Genomic DNA, 16,497 nt, shown 5'->3' with positions numbered 1-16,497 from the left:
CATGGAGGGCGTCACTGCGGTCGTCCTCGGAGATGTCCCAGAAGACGTAGGCCCACTGGGGATCGCGGGGCAGGAAGACGACGCGGGTCTCGGCGGCCGGCCGCGGCGCCGGGGCCATCTCGGCCTCGATGCGCTCCAGGCTGCGCCCCTCACCCTCCTCCACCTGGCGGGTGCTGATGGCCTCCACCAGCTCCTCCTTCGACTTGCGGCTGTAGAGCGACACGCCGAGGTCACTGGCGATCTGCCGCAGCTGGCGCAGCGTCATCATCGCCAGGGAGGTCAGCGTCTTCTGGCTCACAACATCAGAATTCGTTTGGGATCAGTCTGGAGGACCTTTCCGGCTTTGGGCGGAAGCGGCCGGCCGGGGTCAGCATCCACTGACGGCCTGGGGCGCGCCCGACCCCCCTCTCCCCGGACGGGGACACGAAAAAGGCCCTGCAGCAATGACGCTGCAGGGCCAGGGTGAACTCAGGGGCCGGTGGGTGACCGGCCGACGACGGCCGAACTCAGCGGCCGATGCTGCGGTAGGGAACCTTGGAGAGGTAATCCATGCCGGTGTTGCCGGCGGCGGCGCTGCCGACTCCGCGCAGGGCGGGCAGGGTGCGGACCCAGGGCAGGTAGTCCTGCGGGAAGCCGCCGCGGCGCTGCTGGGCGCGCTCGGGGAAGCTGCGGGACTTGCCGGTGTAGACGATCTGGGGGAAGCCCAGGATGCCCCGGTAGTAGGACTCGTAGCGGGGGGAGGTGATGTTGAAGGGGGTCTCACCCACTTCGCGGGAGCCCACCACGCGGTTGCGGTGGTAGGGGACGGTGTCGTAACCGAAGGCGTCCAGGTACTCCTTGGAGTCGAGGATGGCGTCCACCGCGCCCTTGACCCCTTTGGTCATGATCACGGCGGACCAGGCGATCTCCTCGGCCTTGCCGTGGACCGGGCGACCCAGCAGCTTCTCGACCAGGTGGCGGGCCACCCGGTAGTTGCTGTTGAGGTTGTAGAAGCTGCGGTTGAAGGTGTCCGACAGGCAGAGGGAGCGGATGAAGTCCCGCACCGTGATCTGGCCGTCCCGCAGCTGGCACTCAAGGGTGCGGTCGCGGTCGACCTTGAAGGCATGGAAGAAGATCTGGCGGTAGGCCGCTTCGATCACGAAATTCTGATCTTCCCGGTCCATGGCCTTGTCCATGGACACGGCCTTGGGGTCCTCGTCGGAACCCACCCGGAACGGCGCGACGCGCGAGTTCTGGGAAGTGGGGGCGTACTTGAGGAGTGGAAGAGCCACGCGTGGTCCGGCATCCGTCGTTGGGGATCGTAGAAGTAGGGCCCCGGCGGCCCCGGGCCCGGGAGGGCAGGGCTCACAGTCCGTAACGTTGGCGACACAACACCAACGCGCGCCCCGTCACCAGCCCAGGGCTGACAGGCAGGCGGTTTCGGGGCTCGCCGGGGTGCCCGTTGCGTCGGCGCTGGCGCCGGCCGCGGAGTCCGCCCCGTCGGGGATGCGGGTCTCGACGCAGAAGGAGGCGGTGTTGGAGAGCCCCTCGACGGTGCTGGTGCGCAGGCGCACGTCCGGCCCGGCGAAGCTGAAGCGCTCCAGGCTGTTCATCGTCTCGTAGCTGGTGGTGAGCAGCAGGCCGTCCCGGTCGTCCATGGCGAAGTGGCCGGCCACCGGCGCCGTTTCGGCGTAGCCGCGGTCGCGCAGCAGCAGGCCGCTGCGGCCCCGTTCATCGGTGGGGATCAGGCCGAAGACGCTCTCGCCCTCGTGGGCCTCGCCGGCCTTGTCCCAGGCCATCGAGCCGCTCCAGCGCACCCGGCAGCCCCCCACCAGGCCGGCGGGATCCTGGCCGTGCAGGACGGCGATCGCCTCCAGGCGCGGATCGGCCGCCTCCAGCTCCACCACTTCAATGAAGGAGCCGCCCGCTTCGGCGCGGCGGTGCAGCAGGTGGTGGCTGCTGCGCTGGGAGCGCCAGCGGCCGCAGCTGAGCCGGAAGAAGCTGATGGCGTCGGCGATGGATCCGCTCACGGGGGCCTCGGGCGATGGGCGCGATCAGGCGATGATCGCAACTCCCCCACCCTCCCGCGGCCCCCTGTCCGCCGCCCCCGCCGCCGCCGCCCCCGTCGCCGCCGCCCTGGCGGCCGCTTTCTGCTGGGCCTTCTCCAGCCTGCTGTGGCGCCGGCTGCCCACCTCCCTCTCGGCCGCCCGGCTGAACCTGCTCAAGAACCTGCTGGCGGTGGCCCTGCTGCTGCCGCTGGCCATCGTGATGCCGTGGCAGATGGCGCCGCGCTCACTGGTGCTGCTGGCCCTCAGCGGCGTGCTGGGGATCGCCCTGGGGGACACGCTGTTCTTTGCGGCCCTGCGGCGGCTCGGCACCCGGCGCACCCTCACCATCGATGCCGGCGGTCCGGCGGTGACGAGCCTGGCGGGGGTGGCGCTGCTGGGGGAAGTGCCCCGGCCGGCCCAGTGGCTGGGGATCGCTCTGATCACCCTGGCGGTGCTGCTGGTGGTGCACCAGGGCGCCCCTCGGCAGGACGGGCCCAAGGGTGCCCTGCCCGCGGGCGGTGATGGGGCGGGCGGCGATCTGGCGAGCAATGACGGGCTCGGTGTGGCCCTGGCGCTCGGGGCCCTGGCCTGCGGCAGCGGCGGGGCGCTGCTGGCGCGGGCGGGGCTGCTGGCCCACCCTGCGGCTGGCGGCGGCGGCGCTGGTGATGCTGCCGTTGCTGGTGGGGCTGCCGCGGGCCGTGCAGGGGCCCCGGCCGGCCGGGCGCCGCTGGCCCCTGGCGCTCGCCGCCACCCTGCTGGGCACCAGCGCCGGCATCGCCCTGCAGCAGACCGCCCTGGCGGGGCTGCCGGGGGGCCTCGCCGTGGCCCTGCTGTCGACGGCGCCGGTGATGGCCCTGCCCCTGGCGGCCCTGGAGGGGGACCGGCCCGGCTGGCGGGGGGTGCTGGCGGCCGCCGCCGCCCTGGCCGGGGTCAGCCTGGTGGCGGGTCTGGTGGGGCTGCCGGGGGCCTGAGGCGCCGGTCGGCCTCGCCGGTGGCCCAGTGGATCAGGTCGGCCAGGTCGAGGGCGAGGGGTTCCCGGCCGGCGGCGGTGGCGATGGCTCCCAGCTGGGCGGCCACGTGGCCCATCTGGGTGAGGAAGGCCTGCTCGAAGCCGGCATCGGCGGCGATCAGCGGCTGGGAAGCGGCCCAGGCCGCCACCGCCTCCTCGGGCGGGAGCGCACCGGCCCGCTGCCCGGCGATGGACTGCAGGGTGCGCAGTCCATGGGCCAGGAGCCGCAGGTGGTGGCGCTCCAGGGTGGGGAGCAGGGTGGCCTCCAGCTCCTGCAGCTCGTCAGGGCTGAGCACGGCTCAGGGGGCCGGGGTGGGGCCGACGGCCACGGGGCTTGCGGTGACGGGGGCGATGCGGAAGCCGCAGCTGTGGCCCCCCTCCAGCCGCCAGTGGACGCGCTCTACGTCGCAGTCGGGGAAGGTGTGGCGGATCAGGCGCAGCTCCTGGTCGCAGACCACCGGGTACTGCTCGGCGATGCGCATCACCGAGCAGTGGAATTCGCTGATCACCCAGGCGGGACCATCGGCGTTATCGGCGGCGGTGTCGTCATCGGGGCGGCATTCGGCCACGTAGCCCTCCTTGCGGCGCAGCTCCACCAGGCGCTCGATCCGCCGGCCCAGGGGGCCGCTGCCGATCTGGCGGCGGTACTCGGCGGCCTTCTCCTCGGCCTGCTGGCGCAGCACCAGCTCCAGGGTGTCCGCCGGCAGGCTTTCGGTGAGGGTGTGGAGCAGGCCGAGGGCGAAGGTCTCGCTGCCGTCGGGGAAGTGGCCCTGGCCCTGGGCGGTGAGGTGCCAGACGTTGCTGGGGCGGCCGGGCCCTTCGTGGGGGGCGCTGGCCTCGACCAGGCCGTCGTCCTCGAGGCTGCGGAGGTGGCGGCGCATCACCTGGACCGACACCCCGAGGGCGGCCGCCAGCTGGCCGGCCGTCGCCTCACCTTCCCGCAGCAGCATCGAGAGGGCTGCCTCCCGGGTGGGATGGCTTCCCTCGGCGGGAGCGGCCGGAAGGCCGCGGGACTGGGCGGGGGCGCTCATGACGGGGGTGTGACCAAAACACCATGCCACGCACATCGGGGGAATGGGGGCTGGCCCGTGGTGGCCGCCGGGGCGTCACAATGACCTTTCCACGCCGTCAACGGACCACGCCTGTGCCTTAGGCTCCCGCAGTAACGAAACCAAAGTGTTTCGTTATTCGATCCACCGGTGCGCGCAACCCGACGCTCTGCCCATGACCGACGCCTCCACCACGACGACCCCTGCAGCCGGTGCCGAAAGCCTGGAGGTGATCCGCCGTTTCGCGGAAACCTACGCCCAGCGCACCGGCACCTACTTCTGCAGCGATCCGGGGGTCACCGCCGTGGTGCTCGAGGGTCTGGCCCGGCACAAGGACGAGCTGGGTGGCGCCCTCTGCCCCTGCCGCCACTACGAAGACAAGGAGGCCGAGGTGGCCCAGGCGTTCTGGAACTGCCCCTGCGTGCCGATGCGGGAGCGCAAGGAGTGCCACTGCATGCTTTTCCTCACCGAAGACAACCCCTTCCGGGGCGAGCAGCAGACCATCAGTCTCGAAGACGTCCAGTCCCTCACCGCCGGCTGAACCGGCCCCTTATCCCCATGGCGAGCAGCGCAACCGTCGGCGATCTGGTGAGCCAGCCGTACAAGTACGGCTTCGTCACCGACATCGAAACCGAGAAGATCGCCAAGGGGCTCAGTGAAGACGTGGTGCGGCTGATCTCCGCCAAGAAGAACGAGCCGGCCTTCCTGCTCGACTTCCGCCTGCGCTCGTACCGTCAGTGGCTGCAGATGGAGGAGCCCGACTGGGCCACCCTGGGTCATCCGCCGATCGACTACCAGGAGATCATCTATTACGCGGCCCCCAAGCAGCAGGAGAAGAAGGCCAGCCTTGATGAGGTGGACCCCAAGCTGCTGGAAACCTTCGACAAGCTCGGCATCCCCCTGAGTGAGCAGAAGCGCCTCTCCAACGTGGCGGTGGATGCGGTGTTCGACAGCGTTTCGATCGCCACCACCTACCGGGAGAAGCTGGCCGAGCACGGCGTGATCTTCTGCTCGATCAGCGAGGCGGTGAAGGACCACCCCGACCTGATCGAGAAGTACCTGGGCACGGTGGTGCCCGGCAACGACAACTACTTCGCCGCCCTCAACTCGGCGGTGTTCAGCGACGGCTCCTTCGTGTTCATCCCGAAGGGAGTGGAATGCCCGATGGAGCTCTCCACCTACTTCCGCATCAACTCCGGCGACACCGGCCAGTTCGAGCGCACCTTGATCGTGGCCGAGGAGGGGGCTTCGGTGAGCTACCTGGAGGGCTGCACGGCGCCGATGTTCGACACCAACCAGCTGCATGCGGCGGTGGTGGAACTGGTGGCCCTCGATGACGCCTCGATCAAGTACTCCACCGTCCAGAACTGGTACGCGGGGGATGAGAACGGCAAGGGCGGCATCTACAACTTCGTCACCAAGCGGGGCCAGTGCCGGGGCGATCGCAGCCACATCAGCTGGACCCAGGTGGAAACCGGCTCGGCGATCACCTGGAAGTACCCCAGCTGCGTGCTGCAGGGGGCCGATTCGGTGGGTGAGTTCTACTCGGTGGCCCTCACCAACAACCGCCAGCAGGCCGACACCGGCACCAAGATGATCCACGTGGGTCCCCGCACCCGCTCCACGATCGTGAGCAAGGGGATCAGCGCCGGCCACTCCTCCAACAGCTACCGGGGGCTGGTGCAGCTGGGCCCCAAGGCCGTGGGCGCCCGCAACTACAGCCAGTGCGATTCGATGCTGATCGGCGACCAGGCCGCCGCCAACACCTACCCGTACATCCGCTCCCAGCAGCCGGATGCCCGCATCGAGCACGAGGCCAGCACCTGCCGCATCTCGGCCGACCAGCTCTTCTATCTGCAGAGCCGGGGCATCGCCTTCGAGGAGGCGGTGTCGATGATGGTGAGCGGCTTCTGCCGCGATGTGTTCAACCAGCTGCCGATGGAGTTCGCCGCCGAGGCCGACAAGCTCCTGGCCCTCAAGCTCGAGGGTTCGGTCGGCTGATCCCGGCCCACGGCCACCCTGGCCGCCCCAACGCTTCTTCCCCCGTCCCTTTCCTGCCCTTTTCTCCCCCGCCGTGATCCGCCCCGACGCTCCCGTACTGCTCGAGATCCGTGATCTCACGGCCCGCGTGGAGGACCAGCCGATCCTCAAGGGGGTGTCCCTGACGATCCGCGCCGGTGAGATCCACGCGGTGATGGGCCGCAACGGCAGCGGCAAGAGCACGCTGTCCAAGGTGCTGGCGGGCCACCCGGCCTACACCGTCACCGGTGGCACCGTGCTCTACAAGGGCGAAGACCTGCTCAGCCTGGAGCCCGAACTGCGGGCCCGGGCCGGCCTGTTCCTCGGCTTCCAGTACCCGGTGGAGATCCCCGGGGTGAGCAACCTGGAGTTCCTGCGGGTGGCCACCAACGCCCGCCGCGCCGGCAAGGGGGAGGAGGAGCTCGACACCTTCGCCTTCGAGGACCTGGTGCGCGAACGGCTGCAGGTGGTGCAGATGGATCCGGCCTTCCTGGAGCGCAGCGTCAACGAGGGCTTCTCCGGCGGCGAGAAGAAGCGCAACGAGATCCTGCAGATGGCCCTGCTTGACCCCCTGGTGGCGGTGCTCGACGAGACCGATTCCGGCCTCGACATCGATGCCCTGCGCATCGTGGCCGGTGGTGTGAATCACCTGGCCGGCCCCGACAACGCCACCCTGCTGATCACCCACTACCAGCGGCTGCTGGATGTGATCACCCCTGATTACGTGCACGTGATGGCGGCGGGCCGGATCCTGCGCACCGGCGGCAAGGAGCTGGCCCTGGAGCTGGAGGAACGCGGCTACGACTGGGTCGACGCCGAACTGGCGGCCCTGGAGCGCACACCGGCGGAGGTGGGCTGAGATGGTGGCCGCTTCGCTCTCCACCCCCACCGCCGCCGCCGGCGCCGCCCCGGGCAGCTGGATCGCCGCCCTGCTGGCGAACGCCACCGGCGTAGCTTCCGCTGGCGCCGATGCCCTGGCGCCCAGCCGCTCGCGGGCGGCCCAGGCCCTGGCGCAGACCCCGCTGCCCTCGCGCCGCGTGGAGGCCTGGCGCTTCACCGACCTGGCGCCCCTCACCGCCCTGAGCCCCACCCTGCTGAGTCCCGTCCCGGCGGCGCAGCCCGAGGTGGGTGCCGGCAGCCTGCGGCTGAACCTGGATGGTCACAGCGATCCCCTGGCCGGGATCTCTCTGCCGGCGGGCCTGGAGCCCATCGGCGGCGACGAACTGAACGCGACCCTGGGTCAGGTGCTCGCCGCCACCGGCAGCGCCGAGCTGTGGCCGGTGCTGCTCAACGGCGCCACGGCCCGCAACGTGCTGGCCCTGCGGGTGCGTGGCCCGGTTGCCACCACTCTTGAGCTGGTGAGTGACGCCGGCGATGGCGAGGGGATCCTGCCCCTGCGGCTGCTGCTGGTGCTGGAACCCGAGGCTTCTCTGGAGGTGCTGCAGGTGCACCGCAGCGGCGGCGCCAACCTCACCAGCTTCGTGCTGGAGGCCCGGCTGGGTGAGGGCGCCGAGCTGCGCCACGGCCTGCTGGCGCCCGGCGCCGAAACGGGCTGCCTGCTGGCCACCGTCGCGGTGGAGCAGGCCACGGGCAGCCGCTACAGCGGCGTGAGCGCCCACGGCGGCTGGGCCCTGGGACGGCTGGAGCCGCGTCTGGTGCAGCGCGAGGGGGCGGCCCACAGCGCCCTCAAGGCGCTGCAGCTGGCGGATGGCCGCCAGATCAGCGACACCCACAGCCAGATGGTGTTCGAAGGTCCGGACGGGCGGCTGGAGCAGCTGCACAAGGCGGTGGCCGACGGCCAGGGCCGCAGCGTGTTCAACGGGGCCGTGCAGGTGCCCCGTGCAGCCCAGCGCACCGATGCGGCCCAGCTGAGCCGCAACCTGCTGCTCTCCGACCGGGCCCGGATCGATACCAAGCCCGAGCTGGAGATCGTCGCCGACGACGTGCGCTGCGCCCACGGCGCCACCGTGAGCCGGCTGGAGCAGGACGAACTCTTCTACCTGCAGAGCCGCGGCATCGCCGCCGACCAGGCGGCCCGGCTGCTGTTGCGCGGCTTCTGCGAGGAGGTGCTGCAGGAACTCCCGGAGGCCGCCCGGCCGTGGCAGCCTCTGGCCAGCTTGCTGGGGGAGCAGGGACGATGACACCGACCTCCACCAACTCGCCGATGGTCGCGGCGGCGCCGCTGGCGGGTACGCCGGTGGTGGCCGACCTGGCGGTGCAGACGCGCCCCGATTTCCCCCTGCTGGCCCAGACGGCCTGCCTGGGGCAGCCGCTGATCTACCTGGATTACGCCGCCACCAGCCAGAAGCCGCGCCAGGTGCTGGAGGCGCTGCAGCAGTACTACAGCCTCGACAACGCCAATGTGCACCGGGGCGCCCACCAGCTGAGCGCCCGCGCCACCGACCATTTCGAGGCGGCCCGGGGCAAGGTGGCCAGCTTCATCGGTGCCGCCAGCGCCCGGGAGATCGTGTTCACCCGCAACGCCAGCGAGGCGATCAACCTGGTGGCCCGCACCTGGGGTGACGCCAACCTGCGGGAGGGCGATGAGGTGCTGCTGTCGGTGATGGAGCACCACAGCAACCTGGTGCCCTGGCAGCTGCTGGCGGCCCGCACGGGTTGCGTGCTGCGCCATGCGGGCGTCACCGAGAGCGGCGAGCTGGATCTGGAGGACCTCAAGGCCAAGATCAGCGAGCGCACCAAGCTGGTGAGCCTGGTGCACGTGAGCAACACCCTGGGCTGCCTCAACCCGATCGAGGCGGTGGCCGCCCTAGCCCACGGGGCCGGCGCCCTGCTGCTGGTGGATGCCTGCCAGAGCCTGCCCCACAAGCCGGTGGACGTGGCGGCCCTGGGGGCCGATTTCCTGGTGGGTTCGTCCCACAAGCTGTGCGGGCCGACGGGCATGGGCTTCCTCTGGGCCCGCGAAGCGCTGCTGGAGGCGATGCCGCCGTTCCTGGGCGGCGGCGAGATGATCCACGACGTGTACCTGGACCACAGCACCTGGGCCGATCTGCCCCACAAGTTCGAAGCCGGCACCCCGGCCATCGGTGAGGCGATCGGCATGGGCGCCGCCCTGGATTACCTGCAGAACCTGGGCATGGAGCGCATCCACGCCTGGGAGCAGCAGCTCACCCGGCGCCTGTTCGACCGGCTGCAGGCCATCGACGGGGTGCGGATCCTGGGGCCCACGCCGGACCAACAACCCGACCGGGCCGCGTTGGCGGCGTTCAGCGTGGACGGGCTGCACGCCAACGACATCGCCGCCCTGCTGGATTCCGCCGGCATCTGCATCCGCAGCGGCCACCACTGCACCCAGCCCCTGCACCGCCACTACGGCCTGTCCAGTTCCGCCCGCGCCAGCCTGGGCTTCACCACCACTCCCGAAGAGATCGACCGCTTCGCTGAGGAGCTTGAGGGAACGATTGGCTTCCTGAGGGAGCACAGCTGAAGGGGGGCAAGCAAGGAAGGTCGCTTGGCTTTGCCGTGGTTCTTGGTTGAGAATCGGCCAAGGCTCTGGAATGGGATCTGTATCGGCCGGAACATGTGGATATTGGACCCGTGAACCACGGTTAGCGTTGGTGGGCCCGAGGCAGGTAAGTCCTGCACTGCAATGGTTTTGGCGGAAGTCGGTTCGAAGCCTCGGCGTGGTTCACGGAAGGGTGGGGCCGGAATTGGGTGGTTATCGGAAACCGTCTAATTGGCGTTAGCCGGAATCACATGACATCAGCTTTATTCATTAATGGGATTTATGAGTCAGTTCTGCTGGAGATACTATCTGCACAAGAAGTTCGTGGAGGTGGCTTTTCGTATCTCCAGCCTCATAAAGGACAGGTTATCGCGCTGCTGAGGCGAGAAGATCCATCAACAAGTAACCCAATTCGGCTCTATGCGTCAACAACTGCCAACCTATCGAGCATCTGCTATACAGCAGAGATAGTCGGCTGGAAGGACAAACGGGAACTCTTGGGCCACCAAAGTGTCGAGATCAGGAAGCATCTACTCGAATGGCAACAAGACGAGCTTGACTTGTTTGATGGCGCTCAAGAGGGCGCAGCACAAGCCATAAACATTATAATAATTCAAAACCTTAAGAGGCTTGAAACCGTCTATTCTACAGGTCTTCTCACTAAAAGAAGCGATGGATTGCCTCTAAAGAAGCGAACGAGGCCGGGAGGATGGAGCGAAGTTAATTGTTTCGACGACCTTCTCTCTCTGCCTATAGAGACTCGAAGCCATATTGATTCGTGCCTCACAAGTCAGATTGCAGATTCGCTGAACCTACCAGATAGCGAGCGAGCACGCCGGTTGCAAAAAGCTCAGAGATATGCCGAGAGAGTACAGATCATCTCAATTGGTTATCGCAGGAATGCGGATGTCATTGCTGCTGTCCTCCTGCGTGCCAATGGCAACTGCGAACGATGCAAAGCCAATGCACCATTTACGCGTCGTTCTGACGGCTCACCATATCTTGAAGTTCATCATTGGAAGCCACTCAGCGATGGTGGACCTGACATCGTCGATAATGCTGGAGCTCTATGTCCCAACTGCCATCGTGAAGTACACCATGCCTAATCCACCGGCTAACATCAAGATCCAGCGGACGGAGCCAAAAATGCTTGATAAGTTGCTTGAGCTCCTGCCCGCCGCTGATCTTGAGCGTTAGCTGCACAGGAAGGCCGAGGTCGGTATCGTTGATGTGATGGTGGCGCTTTCGGATGCCGACAATCCTCAGAAGCGGTCCTTATAGGGTCTACTTCTACAGTCACGAGCCAAACGAGCCTCCCCATGTTCATGTCGACAGAGATAAGGCTTCTTTGCAAGGTCTGGCTTGTTCCTGTTGCACTGTCCTCGAGCCTTGGTTTCAGCGCCAGAGATCTGCGTGAAATTGAACGGCTGGTCAGCTTGAACAGAGCTATCCTTCTGAAAGCATGGGAGGAGTTTCATGGCTAACCCTGGTGAGCAGGTCACTGACGTTGCGTTGACAGAAGACAGGCTGATCGTCGACCTGGCTGATGGTCGTTCTATCTCGGTGCCATTGGCCTGGTTCCCAAGGCTTCTGCATGCAACATCTCAGGAGCGTGACAACTGGGAGATTGCTGGGGCTGGCTACGGAATTCACTGGCCAGCTGTCGATGAGGATTTAAGTGTGGAAGGCCTACTTCGTGGTGCGCCAGCCCCCCAGGCAAAGGCACTGGTCAGCTAACACCGCCATTCACCTGAGCCGCCTCCAAGTGAGCCCTGCAAACCCCACTGTCTCCTTGCGGTCAGGTGATGGCGAGCGTTAGCCGAATCTCTGGAAAAGGCGCCTAGCTGAGCGGAGGTACAGGATACGCCCTGGCATGTGATGTTGCTACAGTTGCATCAATAGGGAGCTAAGCATGAATTTCACTTTGGAGTGCGAACAAGAAGTAGACGGTCGTTGGATCGCCGAGGTGCCGGAGCTGCCTGGAGTTCTTGCATACGGAAGTTCATCTGCTGACGCAATGTCAAAGGCTGAAGTCCTAGCCCTGCGTGTTATCGCTGATCAACTTGAGAATGGTGAAGCCGAGCCAGTCAGCATCCAGTTTTCAATTCCACTCTCTGCATGAGTAGTTGGCCGTCAGCCAAAGCCAAGAAAGTATTGGCAGCCTTGCAGACCATTGGGTGGAGAGTTAAGCGTCAGACAGGATCGCACAAGACGCTTGAACATGCAGACTATCCGGACTATGTCTTTGCGTTCCATGATGGCGAAGAGATTGGCCCTAGGATGTTGGCTCGAATCGCTAAGCACACTGGTCTCGAACCAGGTGATCTGTGATGCAGGCTGGAAATCGGCTAACAATGCCATACACCTGAGCCGCCCCCTGATGCTCTTTTTCAACTTGCTTGCTCTCGGCGGCCAGGTGATGGCAAGCGTTAGGCGTACAGAAATCTGATGGATCAACAGGGCCGGCTTACACAGTGGAATGACGCCAAGGGCTATGGGTTTATCACGCCGTTATCCAGAGGTCCACGTATCTTCGTCCACATCAGCCAGTTCCAGCAAAGAAATCGGCGTCCCAGTCTCAATGATCTTCTCACCTACGTGGTCGGTCATGACGAGCAGGGGCGGTTACGTGCAAAGGAGGTGCGGTATCAGAACCACGCACAACGACAGCCAGTAAAGAGGGAGAGTTTCTCTGCGGCTCTTCCTATCACGGCTGTTGTGCTCATCCTGCTAGGGCTGGCATCGATCAATTATCGGATCATTCCGATCGGCCCCATCCTGTCGCTTACGAGTTACTCTTCTGCGGCCGACAAGGTAATCGCTAACGCGTACCAAGCCCAACAAAGCGGCGTTCAGGTGGGTGGCGAAGGTGTGGTCGATAGAGTTTTGCCCGACGACGATGACGGCAGCCGCCATCAGCGCTTTATCCTCCGACTTGCATCTGGTCAGACCCTGCTTATCGCCCATAACATTGACATTGCTCCCCGTATCGAAGCATTGAGGAGTGGCGACCGAGTTGCGTTCTATGGTCAATATGAATGGAATGCTGAGGGCGGCGTCATCCACTGGACACACCATGACCCGGATGGCCAGCACGTCTCGGGTTGGTTGAAGTACAACGGCATGGTGTACCAGTAGAGCCATGTCGCCTAACAGCGCCATCCACCTGATCCGCCACCCATATGACAATGTGGCTTTGGTACAGGCTTTATCTCAACTCTTTTTGGCCAGGTGATCCCGAATGTTGGGCGTCTCATCTAGATGAGGTTGCATGAGTACCAATCTGTCCCAGCTACCATCCGACTTGCCCCGCCCGGTTGATGATGGTGCGGCAGCGCACCTTGAAGGGTCCGTTCTACCGAGTGTCGTGCTCCATGCCACGGACGGCGGTGCCGTCAACCTGGGCGAGTTGAAGGGCCGTTTTGTCATCTACGTCTATCCGATGACCGGGCGCCCCGATGTGCCCTTGCCGGATGGATGGAATGGCATCCCCGGTGCGCGAGGTTGCACCCCCCAGTCCTGTAGCTTTCGAGACCACTATGGCGAACTCAAGGAGCTTGAAACGGGAGTCTTCGGATTGAGTGCTCAGACAACCGAGTATCAGCGTGAGGCCCGGGAGCGTCTGCATCTCCCCTTCCTACTGTTGAGCGACAGTGCGCTCCTTCTGAAGGGTGCGCTGCGGCTGCCGACTTTCTCCGTCGCGGGCATGGAGCTGTTCAAGCGGCTCACGCTCATCGCCGAGGACGGCAAGATTCGGAAAGTGTTCTATCCGGTGTTTCCTCCTGATCGCAACGCCGATGACGTCATCTTGTGGCTCCAGTCTGACGCCCAACCCAGCGCTGCAGCGGGGTTGGCTGGGCCGTAGCTGAACGAGCGGCTAGGGTTGATTGCTGACATAACTCCGTGAAGCTCAACCTCTTTCGGAAGCTGTTGATCGCCTCCCTGGCCGGTATCAGCTTCTTCAGTGGCGTGCAGGCTAAGCAGCCCGCAGCAGCTGATGTCCAACAGACAAGGCTTGGGGTTCTTCAACTGGAGAACGGCTACCCCACCAAGGCCACCGCTGCCAGGCTCTACGACGAGCTCGACTTCCAGCGCGCCACCCAGGCTTACCTCTGGGCCCTGCCGGCCGTGGGCTTCAAGGCGCTCTACGACGCCCAGGCCAAAACCTTCGGCGCCCGCAACGGCGATGTGGTGCTCTACCAGACCCTGAAGGACAAGGCGGGGATGCTCACCCCCAACATCACCACCCTCTACGCCTTCAGCTTCTGGGATCTGGCCAAGCAGGGCCCGTTGGTGATCGAGGTGCCCGCCGGGCTCACCGCCGGCGGGGTGATGGACATCTGGCAACAGCCGATCACCGACATGGGCCAGACGGGACCCGACAAGGGCGCCGGTGGCAAGTATCTGATCCTGCCCCCCGGCAGCCCCGAGCCGGTGGCCCCCGGTTACCGACTGGTGCGTTCCCCCAGCAACCAGATCTGGTTCGGCACCCGAGGCCTTGATCCCGACAAGGCCGTGGCCGAAGCCACCGTGCGCCGCCACCGGCTCTACGGCTGGAACCAGCGGGACAACCCGCCCACGAACGCCTATGTCCCGGTGGCTGGTCGCCCCTGGCAGTCGGCCCAGCCCGCCGACCTCAATTACTGGCGGCTGCTGAGCGAGCTCTATGCCAACGAGCCGGTGGCCCCCCGCGACCGCATGCTGTTCGGGATGCTCGCTCCTCTGGGGATCACCCCTGGCCAGCCCTTCCAACCGGATGCCCGCCAGGCCAAGGTGCTCACGGAGGCCGCCCGGGTGGGCGATCTGATGGCCCGCACCATCGCCTACGACAAGCGAATCCCCGGCGCCACGGTGTACCCCGGCAAGCACTGGGAGTACGCGGTGCTGTTCGACCTCGACCAGGAAACCCCCGACCGGCGCCGGGTGCAGCTCGACGAGCGCAGCTCCTGGTTCTACGAGGCGATCGGCATGTCGGCGGGGATGCAGGGGCGGATCGTTGGCTTTGGCCAGGTGTACCTGGAGGCCTCCAAAGATGCCAAGGGCCGCTGGCTCGATGGCGGCCGCACCTACCGGATGCGCGTGCCGTCGGGCGCGCCGGTGAAGCAGTTCTGGTCGATCACCCTCTACGACAACCTCAGCCGCGGCCCGCTCATCACCGACCAGGGTGCCGCTGACCTCAGCTCCCGCAAGCCGGATCTGGTCACCAACGCCGATGGCTCGGTGGATGTGACCTTTGGCCCGGTGCGGCCCGCCGGTGCCGCCAACTGGATCAAGACCACCCCGGGCAAGGGCTGGTTCGCCTACTTCCGCTTCTACGGCCCCACCGAGGCCTACTTCAGCAAGGCCTGGCAGCTGAACGACATCGAAGCGCTCAAGCCCTGAGGCAACCCTCCGCCTGACAGCCGCCCTCCGTACCCACGTCCTTCACAGCCAACACGATGGTCCCGACCCCCAGCCGACCAGCGGCCGCCTTGATCGCCGCCCTCATCGCCGCTCTGCCGCTGACTCCCCTGGGTTCCCTGGCCGCGACACCGGGTTCGGCACCAGTCGCCAGCTCAGCGAGCCAGGCCAAAGCGCCCAGCCCCGCCGAAGCCCGCGCCATCGCCAAGGAGGCCTGGCTCTACGCCTATGCCCCCCTGCAGGGCTACCAGACCCTCTGGAACCAGACCCAGAACAAGGCGTTCCCGGGCTACGTGGGTGGCTTCGACCGCTTCCGCCACTACAGCCGCTCCGCCACCCCGGCCGACAAGGACATCGTCACCCCCAACAACGACACGCCCTACTCCTGGGCCTGGCTGGATCTGCGAACCGAGCCGATCGTGCTGTCGCTGCCCGCGGTGCCGGCACCCCGCTACTACGTCAACCAGTGGTTTGACCTTTACACCCACAACTTCGCCTACACCGGCGTGCGTTCCACCGGCCGCGGGGCCGGCACCTATCTGTTCGCGGGACCCCGCTGGAAGGGCACGGTGCCGAAGGGCATCACCAAGGTGTTCCGCGCCGAAACCGACTTCGTCGGCACCCTCACCCGCACCCAGTTGAACGGGCCCGATGACATCCCCGCCCTGAAGGCGATCCAGGGCCAATACGTGTTCACGCCCCTGTCGCGCTTCACAGGCCAACCGGCGCCAACGCCTGCCCCAGCGGTGGCCTGGCCCGCCTGGGATGCCTCCAAAGCCGAGGGGATCGGCTTCATCACCTACCTCAACGCCCTGTTGCCGTTCATGCCCGCCGTGCCATCGGAGCTGCCGATGCGTGCCCGGTTCGCCCGCATCGGCATCGGCCCCGGCCTGCCCTTTGATCCGGCCAAGCTGGACCCGAAGCTCCGCACCGCCCTGGAGGAAGGGGTGGCCGAGGCCAGCCAGGAGCTCAAGGCCAAGGCCCAACAACAGACCAGCTCCCAGGGATTCTTCGGCAGCAGACAGCAACTGGGGTCTGATTACCTCACCTTCCGCTCGATGGGAGCGATGCTGGGGATCTATGGCAACAGCAGTGAAGAGGCCTTCTATGCCACCCAGCAGACCGGCCCCGACGGCCAGGTGCTTGATGGGCGCAAGCGATGGGTGCTGCGATTCGAACCGGGCCAGCTGCCACCGGTGACGGAGTTCTGGTCGGTGACGATGTACAAGCTGCCGGAACGCCTGCTTGTGGAGAATCCCATCCAACGCTATTCGATCGGTGATCGCACATCCGGCCTGAAGCTTGGACCTGATGGATCCCTGGAGATCTATATCCAGAGCGAGAATCCAGGAGCGGACAAAGCCTCGAATTGGTTGACTGCGCCAGCTGGTCCCTTCTTCTTTGTGGCGCGCTTGTATGGCCCTAAGGATCCAGTCCTTAAGGGGACATGGAAGCTGCCACGCTTGACAGAAGTCAAGTGAACCACGCTTATGCACAACTGAATCGCTTGACTAATGCTCGCTGTTGAGT

22 protein-coding genes and 1 pseudogene are annotated in these 16,497 nt (G+C 65.9%); 17 read left to right on the top strand and 6 right to left on the bottom strand.

Annotated elements, in window-relative coordinates; all coding sequences use genetic code 11:
• The 4 genes from CJZ86_RS14040 to CJZ86_RS17425 form a co-directional block, all read right to left on the bottom strand.
• On the bottom strand, positions 1-265 hold a 265-nt coding region (locus CJZ86_RS14040; protein ID WP_143594169.1), incomplete at its 3' end, for a Rho termination factor N-terminal domain-containing protein.
• 241 nt (positions 266-506) lie between these two features.
• Positions 507-1,271 (bottom strand): phycobilisome rod-core linker polypeptide, encoded by a 765-nt coding sequence (locus CJZ86_RS14035; protein ID WP_094586832.1) that lies wholly within the window; start codon positions 1,269-1,271, stop codon positions 507-509.
• Between the two features lie 117 nt (positions 1,272-1,388).
• On the bottom strand, positions 1,389-2,009 hold the full coding sequence (locus tag CJZ86_RS14030; RefSeq protein WP_094586830.1) for a phycobiliprotein lyase: 621 nt from the start codon (positions 2,007-2,009) through the stop codon (positions 1,389-1,391).
• Positions 2,010-2,033: 24 nt separating this feature from the next.
• The gene (locus CJZ86_RS17425) at positions 2,034-2,204 is read right to left on the bottom strand and encodes a hypothetical protein (protein WP_233134031.1); all 171 of its coding nucleotides are present in this window, start codon (positions 2,202-2,204) and stop codon (positions 2,034-2,036) included.
• On the opposite strand from CJZ86_RS17425, the pseudogene CJZ86_RS17660 reads away from it, so the two are divergent.
• Together CJZ86_RS17660 and CJZ86_RS17655 are read left to right on the top strand one after the other, a co-directional pair.
• Positions 2,149-2,433 (top strand): annotated as a pseudogene (locus CJZ86_RS17660) (EamA family transporter); the annotation flags it as partial. The gene CJZ86_RS17425 and the pseudogene CJZ86_RS17660 overlap by 56 nt on opposite strands.
• 259 nt (positions 2,434-2,692) lie before the next feature.
• Complete coding sequence (locus tag CJZ86_RS17655) at positions 2,693-2,998, top strand: EamA family transporter (RefSeq protein WP_353615231.1); 306 nt, start codon at positions 2,693-2,695, stop codon at positions 2,996-2,998.
• On the opposite strand, the gene CJZ86_RS14020 is transcribed toward CJZ86_RS17655, so the two are convergent.
• Both CJZ86_RS14020 and sufR read right to left on the bottom strand, forming a co-directional pair.
• Positions 2,958-3,332 (bottom strand): NDH complex assembly factor CRR9, encoded by a 375-nt coding sequence (locus CJZ86_RS14020; RefSeq protein ID WP_094586828.1) that lies wholly within the window; start codon positions 3,330-3,332, stop codon positions 2,958-2,960. The genes CJZ86_RS17655 and CJZ86_RS14020 overlap by 41 nt on opposite strands.
• Before the next feature lie 3 nt (positions 3,333-3,335).
• Positions 3,336-4,067, bottom strand: coding sequence for an iron-sulfur cluster biosynthesis transcriptional regulator SufR (gene sufR, locus CJZ86_RS14015; protein ID WP_094586826.1), 732 nt, complete (start codon positions 4,065-4,067; stop codon positions 3,336-3,338).
• A 193-nt stretch (positions 4,068-4,260) separates the two neighbouring features.
• Between sufR and CJZ86_RS14010 the strand changes: the two genes are divergently transcribed.
• From CJZ86_RS14010 to CJZ86_RS13945, 15 genes are all read left to right on the top strand, one after another.
• Positions 4,261-4,626 carry a ferredoxin-thioredoxin reductase catalytic domain-containing protein gene (locus tag CJZ86_RS14010; protein ID WP_015109146.1) on the top strand — a complete coding sequence of 122 codons (366 nt, stop codon included), beginning with the start codon at positions 4,261-4,263 and terminating at the stop codon, positions 4,624-4,626.
• Between the two features lie 17 nt (positions 4,627-4,643).
• Positions 4,644-6,086: a Fe-S cluster assembly protein SufB gene (gene sufB / locus CJZ86_RS14005; protein WP_015109145.1), complete on the top strand. Its 1,443-nt coding sequence runs from the start codon at positions 4,644-4,646 to the stop codon at positions 6,084-6,086.
• Between the two features lie 73 nt (positions 6,087-6,159).
• A complete protein-coding gene (gene sufC, locus CJZ86_RS14000) occupies positions 6,160-6,963 on the top strand; it encodes a Fe-S cluster assembly ATPase SufC (protein WP_094586824.1) in 804 nt (267 codons plus the stop codon).
• Between the two features lies 1 nt (position 6,964).
• Complete coding sequence (gene sufD, locus CJZ86_RS13995) at positions 6,965-8,245, top strand: Fe-S cluster assembly protein SufD (protein WP_094586822.1); 1,281 nt, start codon at positions 6,965-6,967, stop codon at positions 8,243-8,245.
• Between the two features lie 23 nt (positions 8,246-8,268).
• A complete protein-coding gene (locus tag CJZ86_RS13990) occupies positions 8,269-9,549 on the top strand; it encodes a SufS family cysteine desulfurase (RefSeq protein ID WP_094586820.1) in 1,281 nt (426 codons plus the stop codon).
• Positions 9,550-9,818: 269 nt separating this feature from the next.
• The gene (locus CJZ86_RS13985; RefSeq protein ID WP_094586818.1) at positions 9,819-10,673 is read left to right on the top strand and encodes an HNH endonuclease; all 855 of its coding nucleotides are present in this window, start codon (positions 9,819-9,821) and stop codon (positions 10,671-10,673) included.
• A 143-nt stretch (positions 10,674-10,816) separates the two neighbouring features.
• Positions 10,817-10,984 carry a DUF4160 domain-containing protein gene (locus CJZ86_RS13980; protein WP_286145739.1) on the top strand — a complete coding sequence of 56 codons (168 nt, stop codon included), beginning with the start codon at positions 10,817-10,819 and terminating at the stop codon, positions 10,982-10,984.
• The gene (locus CJZ86_RS17565) at positions 10,944-11,051 is read left to right on the top strand and encodes a hypothetical protein (RefSeq protein ID WP_286145740.1); all 108 of its coding nucleotides are present in this window, start codon (positions 10,944-10,946) and stop codon (positions 11,049-11,051) included. Before CJZ86_RS13980 ends, CJZ86_RS17565 begins: the two co-directional genes overlap by 41 nt.
• On the top strand, positions 11,044-11,304 hold the full coding sequence (locus CJZ86_RS13975) for a DUF2442 domain-containing protein (RefSeq protein WP_094585248.1): 261 nt from the start codon (positions 11,044-11,046) through the stop codon (positions 11,302-11,304). Before CJZ86_RS17565 ends, CJZ86_RS13975 begins: the two co-directional genes overlap by 8 nt.
• Before the next feature lie 175 nt (positions 11,305-11,479).
• The gene (locus CJZ86_RS13970; RefSeq protein WP_094586816.1) at positions 11,480-11,689 is read left to right on the top strand and encodes a type II toxin-antitoxin system HicB family antitoxin; all 210 of its coding nucleotides are present in this window, start codon (positions 11,480-11,482) and stop codon (positions 11,687-11,689) included.
• Positions 11,686-11,898 (top strand): type II toxin-antitoxin system HicA family toxin, encoded by a 213-nt coding sequence (locus CJZ86_RS13965; RefSeq protein WP_094586814.1) that lies wholly within the window; start codon positions 11,686-11,688, stop codon positions 11,896-11,898. Before CJZ86_RS13970 ends, CJZ86_RS13965 begins: the two co-directional genes overlap by 4 nt.
• Before the next feature lie 117 nt (positions 11,899-12,015).
• Positions 12,016-12,705, top strand: a complete 690-nt coding sequence (locus CJZ86_RS13960) for a DUF3465 domain-containing protein (RefSeq protein ID WP_094586812.1) — start codon at positions 12,016-12,018, stop codon at positions 12,703-12,705.
• 133 nt (positions 12,706-12,838) lie between these two features.
• The gene (locus CJZ86_RS13955; protein ID WP_094586810.1) at positions 12,839-13,432 is read left to right on the top strand and encodes a peroxiredoxin; all 594 of its coding nucleotides are present in this window, start codon (positions 12,839-12,841) and stop codon (positions 13,430-13,432) included.
• Positions 13,433-13,497: 65 nt separating this feature from the next.
• Entirely contained in the window at positions 13,498-14,949 is a 1,452-nt protein-coding gene (locus CJZ86_RS13950; protein WP_143594167.1) for a DUF1254 domain-containing protein, read from the top strand.
• Positions 14,950-15,005: 56 nt separating this feature from the next.
• Positions 15,006-16,448: a DUF1254 domain-containing protein gene (locus CJZ86_RS13945; protein ID WP_094586806.1), complete on the top strand. Its 1,443-nt coding sequence runs from the start codon at positions 15,006-15,008 to the stop codon at positions 16,446-16,448.
• Positions 16,449-16,497: the final 49 nt, after the last annotated feature.

The organism is Synechococcus sp. BO 8801, from assembly GCF_002252675.1.
Classification (GTDB): domain Bacteria; phylum Cyanobacteriota; class Cyanobacteriia; order PCC-6307; family Cyanobiaceae; genus Cyanobium.
This window is presented reverse-complemented; position numbering and strand designations above follow the sequence as displayed.

Excerpts from the sequence above, each read along its gene's own strand:
- CJZ86_RS13965 (WP_094586814.1), top strand. The coding sequence starts at position 11,686 with ATGAGTAGTTGGCCGTCAGCCAAAGCCAAGAAAGTATTGGCAGCCTTG.
- CJZ86_RS13945 (WP_094586806.1), top strand. The coding sequence starts at position 15,006 with ATGGTCCCGACCCCCAGCCGACCAGCGGCCGCCTTGATCGCCGCCCTC.
- CJZ86_RS13960 (WP_094586812.1), top strand. The coding sequence starts at position 12,016 with ATGGATCAACAGGGCCGGCTTACACAGTGGAATGACGCCAAGGGCTAT.
- CJZ86_RS13980 (WP_286145739.1), top strand. The coding sequence starts at position 10,817 with ATGCCGACAATCCTCAGAAGCGGTCCTTATAGGGTCTACTTCTACAGT.
- sufD (WP_094586822.1), top strand. The coding sequence starts at position 6,965 with ATGGTGGCCGCTTCGCTCTCCACCCCCACCGCCGCCGCCGGCGCCGCC.
- sufR (WP_094586826.1), bottom strand. The coding sequence starts at position 4,067 with ATGAGCGCCCCCGCCCAGTCCCGCGGCCTTCCGGCCGCTCCCGCCGAG.
- CJZ86_RS13970 (WP_094586816.1), top strand. The coding sequence starts at position 11,480 with ATGAATTTCACTTTGGAGTGCGAACAAGAAGTAGACGGTCGTTGGATC.
- CJZ86_RS13985 (WP_094586818.1), top strand. The coding sequence starts at position 9,819 with ATGACATCAGCTTTATTCATTAATGGGATTTATGAGTCAGTTCTGCTG.
- sufB (WP_015109145.1), top strand. The coding sequence starts at position 4,644 with ATGGCGAGCAGCGCAACCGTCGGCGATCTGGTGAGCCAGCCGTACAAG.
- CJZ86_RS17655 (WP_353615231.1), top strand. The coding sequence starts at position 2,693 with ATGCTGCCGTTGCTGGTGGGGCTGCCGCGGGCCGTGCAGGGGCCCCGG.
- CJZ86_RS13975 (WP_094585248.1), top strand. The coding sequence starts at position 11,044 with ATGGCTAACCCTGGTGAGCAGGTCACTGACGTTGCGTTGACAGAAGAC.
- CJZ86_RS14010 (WP_015109146.1), top strand. The coding sequence starts at position 4,261 with ATGACCGACGCCTCCACCACGACGACCCCTGCAGCCGGTGCCGAAAGC.
- CJZ86_RS13990 (WP_094586820.1), top strand. The coding sequence starts at position 8,269 with ATGGTCGCGGCGGCGCCGCTGGCGGGTACGCCGGTGGTGGCCGACCTG.
- CJZ86_RS13955 (WP_094586810.1), top strand. The coding sequence starts at position 12,839 with ATGAGTACCAATCTGTCCCAGCTACCATCCGACTTGCCCCGCCCGGTT.